Source organism: Shewanella sp. MMG014, assembly GCF_018100775.1.
Classification (GTDB): Bacteria; Pseudomonadota; Gammaproteobacteria; order Enterobacterales; family Shewanellaceae; genus Shewanella; species Shewanella japonica.
The window spans coordinates 516,077-539,511 of record NZ_JAGJDZ010000002.1 but is presented as its reverse complement, the minus strand read 5'-3'; the positions used below and the strand labels follow the sequence as shown (position 1 = coordinate 539,511).

Below are 23,435 nucleotides of genomic sequence, written 5' to 3'. Positions count from 1 at the left end.
TTAGTACTTACTGTTGAAGGTAAGACTTAGTGAAGAATTTAAAGCGCTTAATAAAGTAAGACACTCAAACAGCTTTCCGAATTTAGTTAATTGCGATAAGCGATTAACACCCGAATTTGCTTGGTGACAATAGCATTGTGGTCCCACCTGATCCCATCCCGAACTCAGTAGTGAAACGCAATCGCGCCGATGATAGTGTGGGGTCTCCCCATGTGAAAGTAGGTCATTGCCAAGCGCCTAATTTCTCTTTTAAGAGAGCAGATAGCCCGTTACTCACGTAACGGGCTTTTTTGTGTCTGTTTGTTAAGTGGATTGAGTGTAGCGAAAGACAGTGTGGACGATATGCCCATGTGAAAGTCAGCTATGGTAAAATGCCTAATTTGTTTTTTAAGAGAGTAGATAGCCCGTTACTCATGCAACGGGCTTTTTTGTGTCTGATTGTTAAGTAACTTGAGTGTAGCGAAAGACAGAGTGGACGATATGCCTATGAGAAAGTCGCTCATCGCTAAGTGCCTAATTTCTCTTTTAAGAGAGTCGTGAAAGCCCTGACTTAATAAGTCAGGGCTTTTTTGTATCTGATTGTTAAGTGAGTTGAGTGTAGCGAAAAACAGTGTGGACGATATGCCCATGTACAAATAGACCATCGTTAAGTGCATAAGTTTTCTTAATCATAAGTGACATAAACATGATTATTAACGCTATTTGCTGATTAGTAAGATGAATTAAAATCTGTGCTTAAGGTATGATCATGAATATTTGGGATAAATTCATTACATTCATCACAAGATTGGGTCGCTTTATTATTTATAACACGTTCGTTTAGGTATTTTTTGCTGATACCTCCGCAGCACAAAAGCGTAAATAGATAGGTAGTTGTAAGTTTTGTGCTGCACTTTTGTTGCACGTGTTTTATTTTGTTTGGGCACAATAATGATCTGGTTAGCATATACTGAATTAGGTTATTCAAATTTTGAATTTGGGGTTATATACTTTGCGAATTGATGACTACCACTTGGTAGGGATTAGCTAATATAATGCATAAATTAACAGAAGCTGCAGTGAATCGCTGGCAGCAAACTATCGATCTAGCAGCCAAAGCATTACATTCATCTGTATATGTCGTTTCTGTTGATGAACAAAGCCTATTAATCACATCTGAACATCAGATTGAATTACCTTGTGATTCAGTTTCTGAGTTTACCCATTTAGTGGTTAAAGAATGCAAAAGTCTTATCAAAGGTTTTAATACTTCAACGTCACCGCTTAACGTAATCCATTCCGATTTTTGTTACCAAGACAAACATTATAAGCTCAATAGCCTCCCTGTACATTTTGGAAATGACAAAGAGGGTCAAGTCATTTCTTTTATATGCTCAGTGTGTGAGTTAACCCATGATTCACAACAAGTTGAAGCGACTTTGCTTATGGCTGCCCAAAGTTTGTCGTTTCAATGTGAATTTGATGAAAATGTCCATTTAAACGGGATTAATTTACAGAACTTTATTAACGCTTTTGAAGAACATATCTGGATTAAGGACCTCTCTGGTCAATATGCTGTTTGTAATCAAAGTGTGGATATAGCTTGGAATAAATCACATTCTGAAATTATTGGCCAATATGATCACGATTTATTTGATTCTGATACGGCTGACTCCTTTGTTCAAGGTGATAGGCAAGCTGAAATAGAAGGAAAGCCTGTTGTTGTCGGAGAATGCGAACGGATTGATGAAAATAACAAGCGACATTGGTTAGAAACCACAAAAGCGCCGCTCTATGACAGCCAAGATAAGCTGGTCGGTATTATTGGTATTACACGTAACATTGCTCGACATAAAGAAACCCAAACGCAACTGTTATTAGCTGAAAGTGTATTTGAAAACACTGTTGAAGGCGTCTTAGTCACAGATCGCGACGGCAATATCACTGAGGTGAATGCAGCATTCAGTAAAATAACTGGCTATGAGCGTAGTGAAGCATTGGGTCAAAACCCAAGAATTTTAAACTCTGGCAAACACGATTCACTATTTTTTTCAAAAATGTGGAATACCTTACTTGTAAAAGGTAAGTGGCATGGTGAAATTTGGAACCGACGTAAGTCAGGCGAAATCTTCCCTCAGTCAGTCACCATTAATGCGATTTATAGCCAAGAAGATAAAATTAATTACTTTGTCGCAGTGTTTGCTGACATTTCGACTCAAAAGCGTAATGAAGAAAAACTCGCTAATCTTTCTTATTACGATACTTTGACGCAATTACCTAACCGGTTATTGTTTAGGTCAATTCTACAAAAGCGGGTTGAAAAAGCATTACATCAGCAAACACAATTAGCGGTCGTATTTTTTGATATTGATTTCTTTAAGCATATCAATGACAGCTTAGGGCATGACGTTGGGGATAAATTATTAATCGAAGTAGGCGAAAGGTTATCTCAACTTAGTGGTGAGCATTGTATTGTGGCTCGACTTAGTAGTGATGAGTTTGTGCTTCTACTGACTGATATTCATCAACATGAATTGATTTTACGTAAGATTAATAAATTAAAATCTATGATCGAACAACCTTTCAAGTTCGATGATAGGCCACTTATTAGAGTTACGCTAAGTATGGGCGTGTCAGTATTCCCAAATGACACATTAAACTTTGAACAGCTATTACAAAATACAGATACAGCGTTACACATTGCTAAACAAAATGGACGTAACAATGTCACTTTTTATGATTCAACTATGACGCTCAATTCTGTTGAACATTTAAAAATTCAAAGTGCGCTGCACGAAGCTATTCAAGAGAATCAATTTCATCTTGTTTATCAGCCAAAACTATCTCTGCTTGATAGTAAGCTTGTCGGTTTAGAATCATTGATCCGTTGGCAACACCCAGAGCATGGTGTCATTTCACCTGCTGAGTTTATCCCGATAGCTGAGAAAACTGGATTAATTCATCAAATCGGTTTAATGGTATTAACGATGGCTTGTAAGCAAGGTAAAACCTGGCTTGAAGCAGGTTATCAATTTGGTCATTTAGCGGTAAATGTAGCGAGTTTGCAGTTTCAACGTTCAAGTTTTATTGACGATGTTGAAAAGGTGCTTGCTGACACAGGCTTTCCTGCTAATCGACTTGAACTAGAAATCACAGAAAGTTGTATGATGTATGAGCCTGAGAAAGTCATCAACGATCTAAAGCGATTAGGAAATATGGGGATTCAGTTATCTGTTGATGACTTTGGAACCGGATATTCATCATTAAGTTATTTAAAAAAATTGCCGATCAATGTACTAAAGATTGATCAATCATTTGTTGCGGATATTCCGGATGACAGTAACAATACTGCGATTGCTAAAGCGATAGTTGCGATGGGGCATGCATTAAAACTGACCGTTATCGCTGAAGGTGTGGAAACGAAAGAACAAGCTGCTTTCTTGTTAGAAAATGGATGCGACCAAGCACAAGGTTACTTTTTCAGTAAGCCACAATTACCAGCAACTCTGACCCCAATACTGCCCCAAATGTAATGGTGTCTTTCATCGGCGTCATCTTCGCATTATTAGCCACTAATACTATGCTGTCATTCTATTATTCTGACCGCTTTTTAGTCAGTTAGGCATGAATAAATCTGAGTCTAGCTGACTAATCTGCCTTAAAATATCAACAAAAACCGTGGCCAAGTCTTGATATGATAAGTTACTTACATGTGGCTTTAATCCTTCTATAGACATTCTAAGACCACTTTGTTGAGCAATATTTAGTAAAGTAAGCATTTCTGAGATTGATGTTTGCTCAACCTCAGAAAGCGAGTTAACCGCAGCATGAATATGATCATCTGTTATATCTAGTATGTGTAATTGATGCGTTAGCCGCCTATGGTTATCAGTCTTATTCCATTGGTTGACTTTAACGTTCCTGCCAGATAAACAGACTTCAAATTGCATGTTAACCTCTATTTCCTTTAGAGCGGCCACGTTGTGGATGATTATCAGGCACTGCAACTAATTCATCATCCATTAGCTGGCACGTTGCTTCCACTTCATCTCCGTCTGGGGTTGTAATGGTGACGACATCGGCTTCATTTTTGTCCTCACAGATGTCATACGCTTCTTGTGGCGGTTTACGCATTTGACGTTCAGCAGCTTCAGTCATCAAGCCGGATGAGAAGCACAAAACCAGACTCAATACGGTAAAGCTTTTAAGTGTTTTAATCATTTGAGTTCCTTATTGCCTTAAATTGATAAACACAGTAACAATCAAGTATGTAGAAAATGTGCAGATTTTATGGAGTTTTAAAGGTTTGGTAGTGGGATTTGTGTAAGCTATATATACTGTTGAACTGTTTCCTAATTTATCGGTTAATTTATCAAGTTATGTGCTTGATTCAAAATGTAGATGCAATCATTTAGGGTAATTTTATAGAGCTTGTTGGGTTTGGTTTCATGAAGATATCTCAAAAACTTTTTTTAGCATTCATTGGGCTGACCAGTATTGTTCTTATCGCAACCTTATCACTTGCGAGGTGGAGTTTTGATCAAGGCTTTGTTAATTACATTCATTCCTTAGAAGAAGAACGGTTACATACATTATCCAATTCTTTTTCTTCTTTATATGGTCAATCAGGCCAAAGTTGGGATAACGTCTCTGTACAACAATTAAATACCTTGTTAAGAGTGTTTTCTGCAGACCCATTAAAGTTAGTTACCAATGGTGACAGGAAATTACCTCCTAGACCTCTTTTCGTTGATGCTATCAAAGGCGTTGATTCGGGTCCTGAAGAAAGAGTAAGGCGTGGGCCACCACCGCATTTAAGAGATGCTAGAAAAGCAGGGCCGCCCAGAAGACTAGGCCCACCAACATCAATATATAATCCAGCGGGTGAGCGTTTAGCTGGTGATGCATTTGACGATATTGATGGCAGCATCAGCATGCCTGTTTTATATAACGATGAAGTCGTTGCCACGTTATACAGTAACCCTATTTTTGAAGTAAATAGTATTTCGGCTAAGGCGTTTGCGAAGCAGCAATTATGGACCAGCATTTGGATAGGTCTACTTTGTTTATCGTTAGCCATTATTATTTCATGGCTATTGGCACGGGTGTTACTTATGCCTGTAAGAGAAGTTGTAAAAGGGATATCTCATTTATCTAAGGGGAATTACTCAGAACGCTTTAATTTAGACCGCCAAGACGAACTGGGGCTGCTAATGAATGATATTGATCACCTTGCTGTGACTTTAGAAAATACACGCAGTGCCAAAAATCGTTGGTTTGCCGATATCTCACATGAACTGCGAACGCCATTGAGTATTCTTTGTGGTGAAATCGACGCTATAAAAGCTGGCATCCGGCCTTTTAATCAACAGCAACTGACTTCACTAGAGCAGGAAGTGATGCGAATTAAGCATTTGGTTGACGACTTATATCAGCTTTCTTTATCTGATGTTGGCGGCTTAAAGTATCAGTTTGAGTCTCTTAATATTACCCAATGTATTAATGAAACATTACTATCACTAGAAGATAAGATCAGTGAAAAAGACATCGCAGTGAGTTTTACCGCTGATGAGCCCATTTTTATCACTGGTGATGCGATGAGGCTTCGGCAATTGTTAGCCAATGTGATTTTAAACTCAGTTGCCTACACTGATAGCCCTGGGCGCCTATCTATAGACCTCATCACTGAGAAAGAACGTCTATTGATTGTATTTAATGACACAAAACCGTCTGTCGATGCATCAGAGTGCGAACTTTTATTTGACCCTCTACATCGGCAAGATAGCTCACGAGTTAGGCGAAATAATGGTGCAGGTCTAGGTTTAACGATTAGCAGAAATATTGTTGAGGCTCATGAAGGGCTGATTAGCGCAAGACCATCTAATTTAGGTGGCCTATGTATTGAAATTGTTTTACCTTTGCAAAAAGAGCCATAAAAAATAATGAGTACAGATTACCCTAATATGAAAGTGTTAATTGTTGAAGATGAACAAAAAATTGCGCAAGTACTCGTTGATTTCCTTGAGTTAGAAGGCTTCGAGACTCAGGTGTTAAATGATGGGCTTCACGCTGTCGAAACCATTAAAAATGGCAATATTGATTTTGTTATTTTAGATCTCATGTTGCCTCATAAAGATGGTTTAACGATCTGCAAAGAAGTACGCCAATTCTCATCTATTCCTTTATTAATGCTCACGGCAAGAGTAGATGAAATTGATCGCCTTATCGGATTAGAGGTTGGCGCTGACGATTATGTATGTAAGCCGTTTTCAGCCAGAGAAGTCGTTGCCAGAGTCAAAACAATTTTACGTCGGATAGATGTTGAACCTAAAATTAGTGAAGATGAAATTGCTTATAAACATATTTTAATCAATATCCAGCGCTTTAAGTGTTTTGTTTCGAGTGTCGAAGTGGAGTTAACCCCTGTCGAGTTTCGACTACTGCAAACCATGTTAAAACGTCCTGGGGTGGTTCATAGCCGTGATAGTTTAATGCAAGTTTGTTATGTCGATGACCGCGTAGTGAGTTCTCGTACCATTGATAGCCACATTAAAAACCTAAGAGCCAAGCTAACAATGCACCAAACTCAAATTGACTTACTTCATTCAATTTATGGTGTGGGTTACAAAATAGAATAAGGCCCTTTGAAAACAATTTCATATTCTCAGCTTGTTTACTCGCTCCTAGCGCTTGTTTTGTTTAGAATAGCCAACAATATTTATTATTCCCTTTAGCCATTGCTATATTGGGATACGTTGACTGAGGCGGACTGTTTTTCTGCCTAGGAGCTTTAATGCAATTGTTTGTAAAAGATTTAACCGTTATTGATTTCTCTTATTTGTGTCCAATTCGCGGCATGGTGGGAGAAAGCTGGATTGTCGATGTATTGCTTGATGGCGGTCTGGATGAGCAGAATATGGTTTTGGACTTTTCAAAAGTTAAAAAAACCATTAAAAATACCATCGATGATGTCGCAGACCACCGACTATTAATTCCTACAGCATGCAGTGAAGTGAGATGGCAGCAAAAGGGTGACAGAGTTTGGATGGATTTTTCAAGCCAACAAGGTGACATTCATCTTGCGTGTCCGTCACAAGCATTTGCACTTGTGCCTACCGAAGTGATTGACTTTGAAAGTGTTAATTCATTCTTAATCAAAGCGCTACGTGAAGCTTTACCTGATAATGTTGAAGGTATTAGCTTAACGCTTCGTAATGAAGTGCTAGATACGCCTTACTACCATTACAGTCACGGTCTTAGAAAGCACGACGGCAATTGCCAGCGTATCGCCCACGGACATCGTAGTCCAATTACTGTATTTGAAAACGGTATTGCAGCACCTAAATGGGATCAATATTGGGCCGATAGATGGCAAGATATATATTTAGGAAGTGAAGAAGATATTGTTGATGTCAGCACTCTGTCTTTATCAAAGCAAGCTAAAGTGAATGATGCAACTCATTACGGCTTTCACTATCAAGCCCCCCAAGGTGACTTTCAGCTTGCGATGCCTAAATCTTGCTGTGACATCATTCCCCATGACACCACAGTAGAGTTATTGGCACAATTTTTAGCAGAGTCTATGTCAAAACAGTCACCTGAGTCAGAATTTAAAGTGATTGCCTTTGAAGGTATTGGCAAAGGTGCTATTGCTGTTAAGTAGCATGTTTTATAAAGCTTAATAGAGTCAAGATGCTCTATTAAGCTTTATACATTTTTCAAATCAACATCCCCTGATTAGTTCTTTTTAGCCTTACAAGAATCCTTTTATTCTCTTTTTAATCTATCTTTTATCTATAAAGAGTGCTGTCTTGAATGGGTTAACTTTCGCTCATGATTAACAGTTTGAATCTATTAGTTTAAAACCATACTATTGTATAAATTGGCTGAAAAGATGCCTATTCGTTAATTCTTTAACGACCTGAATCTAAATAGAATACATATACATTAGGAATGCATCGTACATGTCTGACAATAAATGTAAAAAGTTTTGTGTGCTTTCACTGCTGAGTGCTAGTTTTATCGCTTTTACCGCTCATGCTCAAATCCAGCTTCAAGGACAATTTGAACAAGGTGCACTGATCCGAGGCGCTGTTCCTGAAGGTAGCGTTGTAAAACTTAATGGCGAAGCGATTCAAGTGACGCCTCAAGGTAAGTTTGCGTTTGGATTTGAACGAGATGCCGCTAAAGAGCAAATGCTCGAAGTGGTATATCCGGACGGATTAACTGAATTAAAACCAATGACGGTCAAAGCAAAAGAATACAAAATTGATCGCGTCACTGGCATCAGTAAAAAAATAATGAAGCCGAACCCAGCTGCACAAGAACGCGCTGCTAAAGATGCGAAACTAACCCGCACGGCAAGAAATACATTTAGTGAACAAACGGCGTTCATGCAGGATTTTATCTGGCCTGTTACAGGGCGTATATCAGGGGTTTATGGAAGCCAGCGAGTATACAACGGTAAACCAGGCAATCCGCATTATGGCGTGGATGTGGCAAGACCAACAGGAACCGTTGTTGTTTCACCTGCCGATGGTGTGATTACTCTAGCTGAACCTGACATGTTTTATTCAGGTGGCACGCTTATTATTGATCATGGTTATGGTATTAATTCTACATTTCTGCATTTAAGTAAGTTGTATGCCAAAGTCGGTGATGTAGTGAAACAAGGGCAAAATTTAGCTGAGATTGGTGCAACAGGACGCGCTACTGGCCCACACCTTGATTGGCGCATAAATTGGTATCAAATGCGTTTAGATCCTGTCACCGTCGTGCCACCGATGTCAGAAATATTAGCTGCTGAGAAAGCTATAAAAGAATAATATTATCGATACAAATATTGATATAAATAATAAGTTAAGCCGCTGCTAAGTGTAGCTATTTATCACAGGGCGATGTAAGGAGATGATTATGAATAAATTATTGCTCGCCCTAATAATACCGATTTATTTGATATCAGGTGTCAGCTTAGCATCTGAAAAAGCGAAAATGAGTGTAACTTATTTGCCTGCAAGTAAAGCTGATTTACGTTATCAAGGTATAATAAAAAGAAGTGAAATTAATCAGTTAGTACAAGCATTGGCTGAAACTTACTTCACTTTTAACAATCCTCTGCAGATTGAGTATGGGAGCCAAGATGGCCCTTTATATGACCCCAACTCTCACACCATTCACATCCCGTACTCATTTATCGTCGATTCAATAGACTATTTTAGTCAAAATGCTTATAAGGCCGAGCTTGCTGACTCAGCGGAGCAAGCCGCAGTCGATGCGTTATTACATACGCTACTCCATGAGATTGCTCATGCTTATATTGCTGATAATGGTATTCCAATATTGGGCAAAGAAGAGGATGCTGCAGATAACTTTGCCGCTATTATCATGCTTAATTATATTGATGCTGGCGATGATGCCTTACTCAATGCAGCAGATTTGTTTGCTTTAGAATCAGAGCACCGCCCTGATTTTTATGAGCTAGGTGAGTATATCGATGAGCATAGTTTTGATTTACAAAGGTACTTTTCAAGCCTGTGTTTAGTCTATGGCTCTGAACCAGAAAAGTATCCGGCATTACTGAATGAAATTGAAAAGGATTATCGAGTTGATAGAAAGTCGTTTTGTATTGAACACTTTCAAGTTATGACAAAAAACTGGCAAGGTTACTTTGCTCACTAAATAAACCTATCCTATTAAATACATGTTAAACATTAGCCACTGGGTCAGGCTAACAAGTTTGTGGCTAGTGTTTTTGTATGACTAATGGCGAATAAAGTAAGACTTTATTGCTCACTAGCAATAATAGTTTCAATGCTATGAGGGTGAACTTTAATACAAATACCGTCTTTCTTAAAAGCAATCGTAGGGTTTGCTAATCGCTCATTATCGCCTTGAGGTGAGCTTAACTTCACTTTGATATCAGTTTTTCCTTCAATAATAGCCGTTATTGACGGGACTTTTCTTGATAAATCCGAGATGAGTGCTTCACAAGTGGTTGCTGTAGTGGGCAAGACAAGCTCAATGTGCTCCCAGCCTTCTTGAGGGTAAACCTTATCTGAAGGAAAGGGCAGCTCGACACATGGCACGCTAGCACCATTTAATTGCATTGGTGTATGTAATTTTATGATTAGGATAGGACGACCGTTAATCATATTGTTTGAGATCACTTGACCAGCTTGTTCAAATGCGTCAACAAGTAATTCAGCTTTCTCCTTGCTATTAACTCTCAGGGCGCAATGATCGCACTTTAGAGCTAAGTCTGCTAAACCTAATTGATGTAGGAAGTGAGTGATACGCTGGTTAAATTCAGGCCAGCTTTGCTGTAACTGAGCATAATTCATTAGGGATCCTGAAGGTGTTTTTATGGTTATAAGGTGGAAAAACGACGCACTGGCTAAGGCCAAATTTCAATGGGAGTTCCTTCTTCGATAACTCGCCACAATTCGTCCATCTCTTTATTCGTTACAGCAATACAGCCGTTGGTCCAATTAAACTGTTGCGCTTGCTCAGGTGTTAAAGGTGAGTTGGGGTTTTGGCCATGGATCATGATCATGCCACCAGGACTGACCCCTAAGGCACTTGCTCGCAGGCGATCTTCTTCATTTGGGTAAGAGATATGGATAGATTTATAAAAAGCACTATCAGATTTTTTATAATCTAACGTGTATCTTCCTTGAGGCGTTCGTTGGTCGCCTTCTTTAAGCTTATGTCCTTGAGGGGTATCGCCCATGGCAATGCGGTAGGTTTTTAGCTTTTGACCCTGATGGTAAATCGACATACTTGATTCAGATTTATTCACCACGACGAGGTCTACTTTTGCTTTAATAAGTTGATCGACTGAAGCATTGACGAAAGTAGGCGTGATAATGGCGAGCAAAAAGAGGTATTTAACCAAGTACATGAAGTCTCCAAAAGCAGTTTTTCGATATGTTTATTATTAATAGTGTTAACATGAGGTTAATTCGTTAAGCAATCTAGCAGAAGCATCAATAATTGTCATAATGAATTTATTATTTACAAAGATAATACCGTATTTTTCATATTATGCGGTACTTAATTAATGGTCATTTTTGAGTGAACTATGACGTCAGAAGAAAAGCAAGACACGCCATTAAAACGGCATATACGTTCTGTCATATTTGGCACGGAAACTAAGCTAGGTCGATGGTTTGATATCGGACTCATCATTTGTATTTTATTCAGTGTATTACTGATAATTTTAGATACCATCGACAGTTATCATCAACAATATGGCCAAGCAATTTACTATGCTGAGTGGGCGTTTACTTGGCTGTTTACGATTGAATACTTGTTGCGGCTTTATGGCTCAATCAACCGCTGGGCTTATATGCGTAGTTTTTACGGTATTGTCGACCTACTGTCGATTTTACCGAGTTTTTTAGCATTGATATTCCCAGGGGCAAACGTCTCATTAGCGTTCAGGATATTAAGGCTATTTAGGGTATTTAGAGTATTAAAATTATTGCGCTACCTCAGTGAAGGAAACTTGCTGCTAAAAGCGATGATTCAGTCTCGCAGGAAAGTGTTTATTTTCTTCTTTTCAGTGAGCTTGATCATAATGGCATTAAGCGTCGTAATGTATGTGGTTGAAGGACCTGGAAATGGGTTTACTTCAATTCCAAAATCGATGTATTGGACCATAGTGACTATCACAACCGTTGGTTATGGCGATATCACGCCACAGACTAATTTAGGTCAGGCGATTGCTTCACTTACCATGTTAATTGGTTATTCAATTATTGCGATTCCTACAGGAATATTAACCGCTGAAATATCACATGAAATGGTTGCTGAGCGAGATTTAAGAAAGTGCAGCAATTGTGGTACTCGTGGCCATAATTTACAGGCTTTATTTTGTCATCACTGTGGTAGTGAATTAGAGCAACATCAATCAGAAGGGAAATCATGACCGAAGCTAAGTTTGTTCAAGGGTCGATTTTAAAGCACATTTTAGTCATGAGCTCAACGGCGGCAGTGGGAATTTCAGCGCTGTTTGTGGTCGATTTATTAGATATCTTTTTCTTAAGTTTATTGGGCGAAGTGGAGTTAGCTGCTGCGGTTGGCTATGCTGGCGCTATTTCATTTTTTACGACATCAATCGGCATAGGGTTGTCGATAGCACTGGGTGCACTGGTATCGAGAGCCGTTGGTGCTAAGAACATGGTTCTGGCTAAAAGGATGCTATTAAACAGTGCCGTTGTCTCGTTAATCACCAGTGTATTTGTTGCCATTACGGTATTTATTTTTATTCCTGAGTTACTTGCATTGGTAGGAGCTACTGGCGAAACAGCTGTACTTGCTGAGAGTTATCTTCGCATTTTAGTTCCTTCTTTACCTTTTATTTGTTTAGCGATGGCGCTTGGTGGGGCACTAAGAGCCATCGGTGATGCTAAGCTCTCTATGATGTCTACACTTGCAGGTGGTGGGGTTAACTTAGTCCTTGATCCTATTTTCATCTTTGCATTAAGTATGGGAATTGAAGGGGCAGCTGTAGCGTCAGTATTTGCTCGTATTGCGGTATTTGTTATTTCTGCTCGCGGCATTGTAGTTAAACATAAAATGTTGGGTAAATTTAATCGCCAACATTTTGTCGAAGATATTCGAACTATTTTTGCCATTGCTTTACCTGCAATGCTAACCAATGTGGCGACACCGATAGGTAATGCGGTAGTAACTAAAGCCATTGCAGACTTCGGTGATAGTTATGTAGCTGGTTGGGCAGTGTTAGGGCGATTAATTCCTGTGTGTTTTGGGATGATTTTTGCTCTTAGTGGCGCAGTGGGGCCAATTATCGGTCAAAACTATGGCGCACTTGAGTTTGGCCGAGTCAGAGAAAGCTTAACAAAAGCCATTCAATTTTGTGTGGTATTTGTATTAGGTGTGTCGATTATTTTATTTGCCCTTAAACATCAAATTGTGTCGGCATTTGATATGCAAGGAGAGGCTGAGGAACTGATTTTATTCTTTTGTAATTATATCGCTATCTTCTTTATATTTAATGGCATTTTATTTGTTGCTAATGCTTCATTTAACAATTTGGGCAAAGCGAAATACTCAACTTTCTTTAATGTAGGTAAAGCTACTATAGGTACAATTCCATTTGTGTATTTTGGCGCCCAAATTGGTGGGGTGTATGGCGTACTGATTGGACAGGCGGTTGGATCTATTTTATTTGGTATCGGTGGGGTTTGGGTTGGTTATCGACTCATTGATAAAATTACCAATAAAGAGCATGAACAGAAACTGCATCAACAAGCCCAACAAACTGAAGACAGTGAAATAGAACTGGAAATGAGTCCTAGCTCTTCACCGCAATCGTCATCTTATGTGCATTTAGCCCAGTTAAATGAAGAGCCTTTGTGTGAAGAGATTATTCGAGATGGTGACTTAGAAAACCCTTTATCATCAAAAGATAAGTAACTTATATTTCAAAATAAGGCCTGTTAAATAATAAAGCCCAGAAACTATGACGTTTCTGGGCTTTATTTTTATCTAATTAGATAACAATTACTGCGGTTATTTTTCTTCAGCTTGGGCTTGTTCAGGCGAGGCTTCAGCTTGTGCCGCTTCAGCTAATTTCTGCTGCTCTTCTAATTCCATTTGAGCGCGAACGGCTTTCGAGATATACCCCACTTTTGGATTTTTTTGTGGGTTATCTTTAACGATTTTATTTTGCTTCGCTTTAGCCCGCTTAGCGGTCTTTTTGATCATTTGCTGTTTTCTGTTCATGGGACTTGCTAACTCGCTTAATGGTGCCGGTGGCACTTTACTGTCTAACTCACAACTACAAGAGTGCCTCATAGTTGCTTTAAATGATTAAGCTAAGTTTAGCTCAAACTGGCTGCAGGATATAGTTAAACTACTTATATAATCTATTGTGGGCGAATAAAGCAGTGTTGAATCAGTTAATGCCGCTTTAAATTAAGCAATAGGATACTTAGTTATAGATTAATGGATATTTGTAGTTGAGGCGTTAATTAAAAGTTGCGGCTAAATTTTTCAATATCTTCAGCAGTTGCGCCGTCATTACATTCGCCACGGATTTCTCCACGGCCTTCACTCACACTTCGGTTAAGGATCATGTAACCTTCTTTACAGTAACCAGTCATGTCGATGGTTTTTTGTAAACCGACTTCAACTTGTTGACCCCAAAGCTCTAATCGTTCTGCACGCTGTTCTTGCTCAATGGCATAACTTCGTGCGTTTTGGCGGCGGCGATCGATTCTTTGTTGGTGGGGGAGTGGGTCTTCAATGCCACGGTCACTTGCCGTTGCAACTTTTGCTTTGTAAGTAAAAAGCTTAATACCTTCTCCTTTTATGGAAGTGCTAAATTTATCTTTGAATTGTCCTGCATAAGCTTCAGGCTCCAAAGGGGCAGAAGTACATGCAGTTAATAAAACAATACTGATTGCAATAGCAAAAATCTTTAGCACCTGAATATCCCTTTACCTATTTCTAAAATCAACTGGGTCTATTAAAAACGAAATTTATTTTTATTGATAGTTATTTATAACGAATTGAGCACTTCGGTATTGGTGAGAAGAGTGTCAATTAACAAGGTGTTATCCCGCCTGTAAAGAAGCTTTATCGCAGCCTACAAAAGTAAACTGCGACCATAGGCTTTACTGACGTTTTGACTATGCATATTGCTTTTCTAGGTAAGCAATAATGTCATTGGATTCATACATCCACTGAGTTTTTCCATCTTTGTCTATTTTTAAGCAAGGCACTTTTAGTTGGCCACCTTGCTCAATGAGCTGCTGCTTATTGGCATCTTGTTTGGCATCGACAATCGCTATTTCTAAACCTTGTCTGCGAATCGCACGGCGTACTTTGACGCAAAATGGACATGCCGCGTATTGGTAAAGGGCTAAACCTTTTGTTTGCTCATCGATTTTTGCTTGCTCTGCAACTGGGCGCTGACGTTTTTTACCTGGAAATATAAAGTTAGCTAATAAGATAATACGACCGAGGATCCAACGAATAACAAACATACTGCTTCCTTTTTAAACTGGATGAATCAATTTAATTATATTTGTGGATGAATGCTGCTTATAAAAATGCACTTACATTCAAATTTAGCGACAGTTTACGTGATGTTATTCACAGATAATAGTCACTTGTGAGCCTTAACGTGTTTATCCTTGCAGGTTAAGGCTCAATTGCATTACTAGGCTTTGGTATACGACATTGCTAATTAGCATCTAAAGTCAGTATTGCCTGTGCTTCTGATTCTTCCATATGTACCCGGCTTTCAAGAATGAACACTCTACTTGGGTCAATCAGTGCTTGCTCAACCAAGTAGGTTTTAACCGCTTTAGCACGTTGCTGGGCAAGTTGACCCAGTGCAGATTCAGTAACGTTTTGTTGATTTAGCGTTAAGTTATACAGCGCGATATGCCATCTTGTTGCTAGTTCTTCTGCTGTAATTTCTGCTGCTTCAGCTTGTAATTGTTGTTTGATGAGTTGTGGATCTTGTTGAGTTTCATTTTGATATAGGTTCATTAATGCTGTCACTAACTCACCTTGAGTTGGAAATTGACTCGCAGATATATTGGCTGGTAGTTCACTTATATCAAGCTTGGCGAGTGCAGCAAGTTTACTGTGCAGTTGTTGCTGCTGCAGCGCTTGTTGGTCGTTAACTAAATCTACGCTGCCTTTAATGTTTAGCATCAATAATGGACGGTCATTCAGTGCACTTGCTAGTTTACTAAGCGTCGATTGTTGATTGGCATCAATGATAGCTTGACCATATTCAAAACTCACCTTATCCATTTCTTCATCACTATCAACAAGACCTGCGAGTAACGAAAATGGCGCAGTAATCGCTTTAGTTATCACATTGGTAATGGCTGTCATGATGATGCTGCCAAAACTAAAGCTTGGAGAATCCAAGTCACCATCTACATTGACACCTAAATCAATCACCCCGTGCCTGTCTTGTAATAAAGCTATAGCTAGGGTGATTGGCAGTGAGGTCGCGAGTGAACTATTACTTGGCTTACCTAGTTGTAACTGATCAACAACTAAATGATTGCTACCCACTAATTGATTGTTTTCAAGCTTGTAGTTAAGAGCCAATGAGAGTTGGCCTTTATCAATATAGTATCCAGCATAGGTTCCTGAATAAGGATTGATTGAGGTTAATTCTACTTTGTTAAAAGCAAGATTAAGATCTAGATATGGGTTAGCAAGCAACGGGTTAATATCACCTTTTAAAGTGACAGGCGCATACTTATCAATTTTACCTTCAAGATTCACTGATGCTCTTGTTTGTGGATTGGTTGAAATTTGGGTGATTTCGCCTGTTAGCTGCTCAATACCTGAAGCAAAATTAGGTGTAAGTGAGTTATCCGCAAAGAAAGCAGAGCTCTCTTTTAATCCGATACGGTTAATGCTAATAGCGAAAGCTGGCTCAGTTGAGCCTGTTGAACTGAGTTCGACATCAATAGGCGCTTCTTTTGACGCATTGTCTGATTGGTCAATATCTTCAACCCCCTTACTGGCTGGCTGTACGATTAAGTCTGCAATATTAGTACTTCTGTCTTCAGCAATGACTAAGCGACTAAATAACTGGTTAAATTGGATTTCATCGATTAATAATGATCTTGCTAAATTATCGAATGTAAGCTGGTTTATCTTCATTGCATCCCAGTTGAGTAAGGGCTGCTTTAATACGTTATCTTTTATTTTTAAATCTAATACCGATGCTTGCCCTTTAAAAATGAGCTTTTGCTGATTGTTGGCACTGACGTGGCCCTTTGTATTAAATAATCCATCCTCTAAGGTGATATTCATAAAAGGAGCAATGTAAGGTTGTAGCTTGGTAAGATCCATATTCTGGTAATCAATATCAGCTTCAATGCTCATCAAGTTTGCATCGAGCTGGCCTTGTGAGGCGAACTGGCTTTGATCGTTAATCGATAAATCAAGTTGATAGTCAATCGGCACAGATAAATCTGATTTGATAACACCTGTTGATAAATTGATATTGGATATCTTCCAGAAATTACTTGTTTTGTTTGCCACACTTTCTGTGAGTTCAAACTGGTAATCATTAAGTTTGAATTGATGCAGCGTGACCAGCCATTGTTGCGCGCTGTTGTTATTGTCATGGCTCTTGAGATTATTGGCCGTAGCTTGGTTATCCGGTGCGTTATCTTTACTTTGTGTATTAACTGCTTGCTGCTGTTTAGGAGTGAACAACTCAACTAAGTTTATTCGTTTAGGCGCAACCGTTAACCAAAAGTCAGCATTGTTGGTTGTTAATAATGGGATATCGATGAGTTTGTCTTTAGAAGAAGCACTAAGACCTTCTAATGCTAATAAACTTATGGTTGCGACATTACGTTCAGTATCTTTTGTGACGATATTATCAAGTGCAATATCAGTATTAGTGAGCTCAATATTAACGGGTAATTCTGATGAGTCGACATTTGTCTCAAGTTGAGAGACCACAGGTTCAGAAATGGCAAAATCAGTTGAAACATTCAAGTTTGCTGACGTTAATGACACATCAAACATACTGTCAATGAATGACCAATATTGCGGCAAAGTAATTTGAGTCAATGTAACCTGACCATTGGCTAATATAGGCGACAATTGAAATTGAGTGTTTAACGCTAAAACGCCTTTTTTATCATCAGTGATAGACAGGCTAATTTTATTTGCATCGACTGAATTAGCCAGTAAGGCATCGGTTTTAATCAATTGACCGTTAATTGTGATATTAGGGTAGGTAAGGCTTGATTGTGTTACCTCATCGTCAAAGTTAACACGCGCTTTGTTTAACTCAAATTGGTTAAGGTGAAGTGCTATCGGCGTTGCTTGATTGTCACTTTCTGTTGGTTCCGAACTGTTGTTATTAGCCGCTAAAGTATCAAGAATATCGGAAAAGTTAAATTGATTTGAAGGGGTATTTAGGCGAGTGACTGCCCACTGGCTTCCTTCAATAGTGAGATAATCTAAGGTAACGTTAAGATTAAATAACGACTGCCAAAAGAGAAAATCAACCGATAGCGTTTCGATAGAAATGAAGTCAGTTGTGCTGTCTTTCTCCGCGATAGAAAAACCATGTAAGCTGGCTTCAAAAGTAAATGGGTTGATTTTAATATCTTCAAGGCTTACTTGTCTGCCAAGTTGTTCCTCAAGAATTTTTGGAAGCTGTTTTGAGGCTATAAACGGAACCAGTAAGCCTAAAGTCAAAATGAATAATAAGTAAATAAATGAAATTGTTATCGCGGCCTTTTGGTAACGAGGGCGATTTGAATAGGCGAGCTTCATTTTAGTCAACAACGACATCATAGTACGACTGCTTCTTTTGGTTTTAGACAGTGAATATTTTGACATTTTATCTAATTTATCGTTCAGTTACTTGCTTGTTTAAATATTTTTACAAAAAAGATTCACTTTTGTTTTTAAATGGACAAAAGTAGTATTTCAATTTAAGCTAATGTATTAATGAGATTTTTATTTTAAAATTGAGCTGACTGTTCTGCTATAACAGTAGAATGAACTCTCATCTGACTTATTTCGCAATTGAGCTGTATCATTCAGTAGCGATAAAGGATGGCAAGTGAACAGCAACAACATTTTCAAGGACGAAACAATGCAAATCCGCCTGGCTTCAGAGTTTGATACCGATGTATTGGTCAATTTATTTGATGAATACCGTCAAAGTATGGGGTTTAAATCTGAACCAAAAAATTGTCGAAATTTTGTGAGAACTCGTCTACAAGAAAATGATTCGATGATATTTTTGGCTTGGGAACAAGAGCATTGCCTTGGCTTCATCCAACTTTACCCGTCTTATTCTTCTTTATTGCTAAAACCTGTTTGGTACTTTGACGATGTTTATGTTGATTCAGCCAGACGTGGCGAAGGCATTGCCGCTAAACTCATTGCTAAGGCCAAGTTATTAGCTGATGGTACTGAGGTTATTTTGGTTAAACGAACTAAAGTGCTCGATAACGAACTCGAGAAAAACTTAACTAACATGACCGAGACGGAAGGGATGTACTTATACCATTCCGATATGTAAGTGAGCGTTGATTTAATTAGCTTGTAAACTAGCATCTAGCCTTTGGAAATTGATAAAATGCCAAAGGTTTTTTTATGTCTGAGGGTTTTAGGTTGAATAAGAGTTTAGTCACTAACATCATTGCTGCATTATTTGTATTGGTAGGTTATGTTGCCGCTTTACCTATAGTGTTCACTATAGGGTTATTTGCGTTATCTGGTGCGATAACAAATTGGTTAGCTGTGCATATGCTTTTTGAAAAAGTCCCTGGTTTGTATGGTTCTGGTGTGATCCCTTCACGGTTTGAGGAGTTTAAAGCAGGCATTAAGCATTTAATGATGTCGCAATTTTTTACTCAAGAAAATATTGACCGCCTTTTAACAGAGAACAGTGCATCAGCCATTGATTTAACGCCAGTGATCGACAAAGTTGATCTTGAACCGTCATTTGATGCGTTAGTTAATACGGTAGAAAACTCTTCATTTGGCGGAATGCTGTCGATGTTCGGTGGTACTGAAGCCCTAATACCTTTAAAAGAGCCTTTTATTGAAAAGATGAAAGCGTCGTTAACTGAACTAACACAGAGTGAAGAGTTCAATCAGATTTTAGTTAATGAACTTGAACAGCCCAACGTGATGGCTGATCTGCAAGCTAAAGTATCTAACATTGTCGATCAACGTTTGGATGAGTTAACTCCAACAATGGTTAAAGATATTGTTCAAGAAATGATACGTAAACATTTGGGCTGGCTAGTGGTGTGGGGCGGTGTTTTTGGCGGTGTCATCGGGGCAATTGCAGCAGTGCTTCAGGCCTAATAACAATTCGTTATTTAACACGCTAACAGCCTCTGTTAAGTGTGTATTTGGCGCTATTTAAATGCTTCAAATATTACCTCAGCCACCTTTATTAAGGTGGCTTTTTATTCCATTATTTTCATCAATCCGGACAGTAAGTTTAGTTGAGTTATTCGACATCCGTTGATAAATCCACTATTTTGGATAATCAGAATCAACTTTTTCGACATCTTATCGCTTAATTTGGGCTGGATGACCATTTCGCCAATAACTAAGGGAATGCTTATGTCAAATCATCATAAAGTCAATTACTTAGAAATACCGGTTAACGACCTTACTAAAACAAAAATGTTTTTTTCTGACGCTTTTGGTTGGCACTTTAAAGATTATGGCCCTGAATACAGCTGCTTTTTGGACGTTGGCATTGATGGTGGTTTCTATTTGTCATCAACTCACTTTAACCTTGAAAAAGGTTGTCCGTTAATCGTGCTTTATAGTCAATGCCTTGAAACCAGTGAACGTAAAATTTTGGCTGCTGGTGGATTGATTACTAAAGCTGTATTTAGCTTTCCTGGTGGGAAAAGGTTTCATTTTAGTGATAATAATGGCAACGAATATGCCGTTTGGTCAGAGTAAAATGGCCAACTTAAAGACTAATAACATTGCTGAAAATCAACAAAATACGATCGTTAATTCACCTTGTATTGGCAATTGCTGTTTAGATGAGCAAGATGTGTGTTTGGGTTGTCACCGAAGGTTAGATGAAATATTGGGGTGGCATAAAATGACCGACAACCAAAAAAGAGAGCTTATACAGGCACTATCTCAACGATTAGCGTCGCCTAAATGAATTGTCTTCTAGGCGAATGATTACCTTCTGAAGTGGTTAATTGATAAACCCACCGATCCATTACAAACATATGTGAGGGCAAACTAAGTAGCAGTTGAGACGACGGAGTGATTGCTCTATCTCATTATTTCAAAATATTGTTATTGCTCAATCTCTGTTTTAAATAAGCTGAACCCGCGAGCCTGATAATTTTTTAAGGCGCTAGGATGGTCTAAAGAGCACGTATGTACCCATACTCGCTTAGTATTTGGTAGTGCCCAAGCTTGCTTTATAGCCTCACTAAGTAAGTAGCCGCCCATTCCCTTACCGATAAACCTTACTCCTAGTCCAAAGTACATTATTTCAACTTGGCCGTTGGATTGTTGTTGCAGCTCAAAATAGCCTGCAGGTGAACCTTCAAAGTAAGCAACGTACAAATGTAAGTGAGGGTCTTCGCTATAGCTTTTCCATTGTTGCTCTGACCAGCCCAGTTTGTCGGTCCACTCCCACGCTTCCCCAACAAACTGATATAGAAACCGATTGAATTCAAACTGGGGAAGCTTGGCTTTAGTGACAATTAAACCTTTAGCATCTGATTTTGCGTTTAATTGACTTGCATGGGTCATTTCTAAATGAAAAATTGTCACATCAGACATGGAAAACCTTTAAAAATAGCTGGAGCAGTGATTATAAGATTGCAGACATCAACTTACTGGTTCTAAAGGCGAATTATCTTTAATCATGACCAAAACTGCAATATAAATTAGTGCTAAAGGTGGAAAGAATGCGAGTAAGAAGCCAATCGCTGTGGCTAACTTAGGTGAAGAGGTTTTTTTACTCCCTAATTTATAACTGCTCCATGTAATAAAAATGGTAAATGGCACCCAAAGCACCATGAGTAATTGTCCAATAAAAGCGGCATTAATTGACATTATTTAATCCTTTAAATATTGAGTTTATAAGTAACTGTTAAACTAGCATTGAAAATATAGCATAAAAACAAACATAAAAAAGCCATCGACAGTCGATGGCTTTTTTATTAATAGGTTATTTATAACAACTAATAAGCACTGTCATGGACGTTTTTAACAGCACGACCTGAAGGGTCATTAATGCCTTGTAAACTCTCATCCCAAAGTAATGCTTCAGGTGTAGAGCAAGCGACCGTTTTCCCGCCCGGTACTGTTTCTGCTGCTGACTCTAATGGGAAGAACTCTTCAAAGAAGCAACGATAGTAATAGGCTTCTTTTGATTCTGGCGTATTGTACGGGAATCTAAATTTAGCGTTGGCTAATTGTAAATCATCCACTTGCTCTGCAGCGATGTCTTTAAGGCCATCAATCCAAGAGTAACCAACACCATCACTGAATTGCTCTTTTTGACGCCAAACGACTTCATGTGGCAATGCATGTTCGAATGCTTCACGTAAAATGTTTTTCTCAATACGACCTTCTTTTGACATTTTAGCCTCAGGATTGATACGCATAGCGACATCCATAAACTCTTTGTCTAAAAATGGAACACGTGCTTCTAGTCCCCAGGCCGCCATGGCTTTGTTTGCTCGTAAACAATCAAATAGGTGTAATTTATCGAGTTTACGTACTAACTCTTCGTGGAATGCTTGTGCATTAGGTGCTTTATGGAAATATAAGTAACCGCCAAATAATTCATCAGCGCCTTCGCCTGAAAGCACCATTTTAATGCCCATCGCTTTAATTTTACGGGCCATTAAGTACATTGGTGTCGCTGCACGAATAGTCGTAACGTCATAGGTTTCAAGGTGATAAATAACTTCTTTAATCGCATCTAACCCTTCTTGGAAGGTGAAATGGATTTCGTGGTGAATTGTGCCAATTGCATCGGCCACTTTTTGGGCTGCGATTAAATCTGGTGCGCCTTCTAAACCAACAGCAAATGAATGTAGCTGTGGCCACCAGGCATCGGTTTCGCTGTCATTTTCAATACGACGTTTAGCAAAGGTTTGCGTAATTGCCGAAATAACTGATGAATCTAACCCGCCTGATAACAATACGCCATAAGGTACATCTGACATTAATTGACGTTTAACCGCAGCTTCTAAAGCATCTCGCAATTCTTCTTTACTCGCGGCATTGTCTTTTACTGCTTCAAAATCTTGCCAATCACGTTGGTAGTATTGGGTTAATCCTGCGTCTTTAGAATAGTGGTAATGGCCTGGTGTAAACTCTTCTACTGTTTTACATACCGGCATTAACGCTTTCATTTCTGATGCGATGTAATAGTTACCTAGACTGTCACGACCAGAATAAAGCGGGATAATGCCCATATGATCACGGCCAACTAGAAATGCATCTTGTGCTTTATCGTAGAGCACAAACGCAAAAATGCCGTTTAGTTTATCTAAAAAATCGACGCCGTATTCTTGATATAAAGCTAAAATCACTTCACAGTCTGAGTTTGTTTTATAACGGTATTTTTCGCCTAGCTCTTCTTTTAGCTGTTTATGGTTATAAATCTCACCATTTACTGCCAGTACAATGTTGTCATCTTCACTAATTAGCGGTTGTGCGCCGTGGTCTACATCAACAATCGCCAAACGTTCATGTGCCAAAATTGCTTTATCGTCAGCATAAACACCTGACCAGTCGGGTCCACGGTGGCGCAGTAACTTAGACATTTCTAAAGCCACTTGACGCAATTCTTTTGCGTCTGATTGAATATCTAATATTGAAAAAATTGAACACATAATTTGGCTCCAGAATCGCTATATCTACACTTAATAATCTTTATCTGGAAATTACTTTGACAGCATTTT

At 38.8% G+C, this 23,435-nt stretch carries 23 protein-coding genes and 1 rRNA gene; 13 read left to right on the top strand and 11 right to left on the bottom strand.

Going from position 1 to position 23,435, the window contains the following annotated elements:
* The first annotated feature begins 119 nt into the window (after positions 1-119).
* Positions 120-235 (top strand): 5S ribosomal RNA (rrf, locus tag J8L86_RS05330).
* Positions 236-1,034: 799 nt separating this feature from the next.
* Positions 1,035-3,512: an EAL domain-containing protein gene (locus J8L86_RS05325; protein ID WP_211029136.1), complete on the top strand. Its 2,478-nt coding sequence runs from the start codon at positions 1,035-1,037 to the stop codon at positions 3,510-3,512.
* Positions 3,513-3,593: 81 nt separating this feature from the next.
* Here J8L86_RS05325 and J8L86_RS05320 read toward each other — a convergent pair whose 3' ends face one another.
* Together J8L86_RS05320 and J8L86_RS05315 are read right to left on the bottom strand one after the other, a co-directional pair.
* Entirely contained in the window at positions 3,594-3,929 is a 336-nt protein-coding gene (locus J8L86_RS05320) for a hypothetical protein (protein WP_211029134.1), read from the bottom strand.
* Position 3,930: 1 nt separating this feature from the next.
* Positions 3,931-4,200, bottom strand: a complete 270-nt coding sequence (locus J8L86_RS05315) for a hypothetical protein (protein WP_055026307.1) — start codon at positions 4,198-4,200, stop codon at positions 3,931-3,933.
* Between the two features lie 227 nt (positions 4,201-4,427).
* Here J8L86_RS05315 and J8L86_RS05310 point away from each other — a divergent pair, with 227 nt between their 5' ends.
* The 5 genes from J8L86_RS05310 to J8L86_RS05290 all read left to right on the top strand — a co-directional run bounded on the left by J8L86_RS05310 (position 4,428) and on the right by J8L86_RS05290 (position 9,657).
* Positions 4,428-5,915: an ATP-binding protein gene (locus tag J8L86_RS05310; protein ID WP_211029132.1), complete on the top strand. Its 1,488-nt coding sequence runs from the start codon at positions 4,428-4,430 to the stop codon at positions 5,913-5,915.
* A 6-nt stretch (positions 5,916-5,921) separates the two neighbouring features.
* On the top strand, positions 5,922-6,617 hold the full coding sequence (locus tag J8L86_RS05305; RefSeq protein WP_055026305.1) for a response regulator: 696 nt from the start codon (positions 5,922-5,924) through the stop codon (positions 6,615-6,617).
* Between the two features lie 155 nt (positions 6,618-6,772).
* A complete protein-coding gene (locus tag J8L86_RS05300) occupies positions 6,773-7,642 on the top strand; it encodes a 6-carboxytetrahydropterin synthase (protein ID WP_065107780.1) in 870 nt (289 codons plus the stop codon).
* Between the two features lie 301 nt (positions 7,643-7,943).
* Positions 7,944-8,804 carry a M23 family metallopeptidase gene (locus J8L86_RS05295; RefSeq protein ID WP_055026303.1) on the top strand — a complete coding sequence of 287 codons (861 nt, stop codon included), beginning with the start codon at positions 7,944-7,946 and terminating at the stop codon, positions 8,802-8,804.
* Positions 8,805-8,892: 88 nt separating this feature from the next.
* Positions 8,893-9,657, top strand: coding sequence for a DUF4344 domain-containing metallopeptidase (locus J8L86_RS05290; RefSeq protein ID WP_247663198.1), 765 nt, complete (start codon positions 8,893-8,895; stop codon positions 9,655-9,657).
* Positions 9,658-9,761: 104 nt separating this feature from the next.
* Here the strand turns inward: J8L86_RS05290 and J8L86_RS05285 are convergent, their stop codons facing one another.
* Together J8L86_RS05285 and J8L86_RS05280 are read right to left on the bottom strand one after the other, a co-directional pair.
* Positions 9,762-10,319: a VOC family protein gene (locus tag J8L86_RS05285; RefSeq protein ID WP_065107783.1), complete on the bottom strand. Its 558-nt coding sequence runs from the start codon at positions 10,317-10,319 to the stop codon at positions 9,762-9,764.
* 53 nt (positions 10,320-10,372) lie between these two features.
* Positions 10,373-10,879: a L,D-transpeptidase family protein gene (locus J8L86_RS05280; RefSeq protein ID WP_065107784.1), complete on the bottom strand. Its 507-nt coding sequence runs from the start codon at positions 10,877-10,879 to the stop codon at positions 10,373-10,375.
* Between the two features lie 180 nt (positions 10,880-11,059).
* Here J8L86_RS05280 and J8L86_RS05275 point away from each other — a divergent pair, with 180 nt between their 5' ends.
* Entirely contained in the window at positions 11,060-11,908 is an 849-nt protein-coding gene (locus tag J8L86_RS05275; RefSeq protein ID WP_055026300.1) for an ion transporter, read from the top strand.
* Positions 11,905-13,419, top strand: coding sequence for an MATE family efflux transporter (locus J8L86_RS05270; protein ID WP_065107785.1), 1,515 nt, complete (start codon positions 11,905-11,907; stop codon positions 13,417-13,419). The genes J8L86_RS05275 and J8L86_RS05270 overlap by 4 nt, the downstream gene beginning before the upstream one ends.
* 96 nt (positions 13,420-13,515) lie before the next feature.
* Here J8L86_RS05270 and J8L86_RS05265 read toward each other — a convergent pair whose 3' ends face one another.
* The 4 genes from J8L86_RS05265 to J8L86_RS05250 form a co-directional block, all read right to left on the bottom strand.
* The gene (locus J8L86_RS05265) at positions 13,516-13,728 is read right to left on the bottom strand and encodes a DUF2986 domain-containing protein (protein ID WP_055026310.1); all 213 of its coding nucleotides are present in this window, start codon (positions 13,726-13,728) and stop codon (positions 13,516-13,518) included.
* Between the two features lie 248 nt (positions 13,729-13,976).
* Positions 13,977-14,432 carry a hypothetical protein gene (locus J8L86_RS05260; protein WP_055026298.1) on the bottom strand — a complete coding sequence of 152 codons (456 nt, stop codon included), beginning with the start codon at positions 14,430-14,432 and terminating at the stop codon, positions 13,977-13,979.
* Between the two features lie 204 nt (positions 14,433-14,636).
* Positions 14,637-14,993, bottom strand: a complete 357-nt coding sequence (locus J8L86_RS05255; protein WP_055026297.1) for a glutathione S-transferase N-terminal domain-containing protein — start codon at positions 14,991-14,993, stop codon at positions 14,637-14,639.
* Between the two features lie 199 nt (positions 14,994-15,192).
* On the bottom strand, positions 15,193-18,303 hold the full coding sequence (locus J8L86_RS05250) for a DUF748 domain-containing protein (protein WP_211029130.1): 3,111 nt from the start codon (positions 18,301-18,303) through the stop codon (positions 15,193-15,195).
* A gap of 304 nt (positions 18,304-18,607) precedes the next feature.
* On the opposite strand from J8L86_RS05250, the gene J8L86_RS05245 reads away from it, so the two are divergent.
* The 4 genes from J8L86_RS05245 (at position 18,608) to J8L86_RS05230 (ending at position 20,662) form a co-directional block, all read left to right on the top strand.
* Positions 18,608-19,039 carry a GNAT family N-acetyltransferase gene (locus J8L86_RS05245; protein ID WP_055026295.1) on the top strand — a complete coding sequence of 144 codons (432 nt, stop codon included), beginning with the start codon at positions 18,608-18,610 and terminating at the stop codon, positions 19,037-19,039.
* Positions 19,040-19,131: 92 nt separating this feature from the next.
* Positions 19,132-19,833 (top strand): DUF445 domain-containing protein, encoded by a 702-nt coding sequence (locus J8L86_RS05240; RefSeq protein WP_082972184.1) that lies wholly within the window; start codon positions 19,132-19,134, stop codon positions 19,831-19,833.
* A 264-nt stretch (positions 19,834-20,097) separates the two neighbouring features.
* On the top strand, positions 20,098-20,448 hold the full coding sequence (locus J8L86_RS05235; RefSeq protein ID WP_211029128.1) for a VOC family protein: 351 nt from the start codon (positions 20,098-20,100) through the stop codon (positions 20,446-20,448).
* Between the two features lies 1 nt (position 20,449).
* Positions 20,450-20,662: a DUF1289 domain-containing protein gene (locus J8L86_RS05230; protein WP_065108406.1), complete on the top strand. Its 213-nt coding sequence runs from the start codon at positions 20,450-20,452 to the stop codon at positions 20,660-20,662.
* Positions 20,663-20,802: 140 nt separating this feature from the next.
* Here J8L86_RS05230 and J8L86_RS05225 read toward each other — a convergent pair whose 3' ends face one another.
* From J8L86_RS05225 to asnB, 3 genes are all read right to left on the bottom strand, one after another.
* Positions 20,803-21,297 (bottom strand): GNAT family N-acetyltransferase, encoded by a 495-nt coding sequence (locus tag J8L86_RS05225; RefSeq protein ID WP_211029121.1) that lies wholly within the window; start codon positions 21,295-21,297, stop codon positions 20,803-20,805.
* 48 nt (positions 21,298-21,345) lie between these two features.
* Positions 21,346-21,573, bottom strand: a complete 228-nt coding sequence (locus J8L86_RS05220) for a hypothetical protein (RefSeq protein ID WP_065107789.1) — start codon at positions 21,571-21,573, stop codon at positions 21,346-21,348.
* Between the two features lie 128 nt (positions 21,574-21,701).
* Positions 21,702-23,366, bottom strand: coding sequence for an asparagine synthase B (gene asnB, locus J8L86_RS05215; protein WP_055026290.1), 1,665 nt, complete (start codon positions 23,364-23,366; stop codon positions 21,702-21,704).
* Between the last annotated feature and the right edge of the window lie 69 nt (positions 23,367-23,435).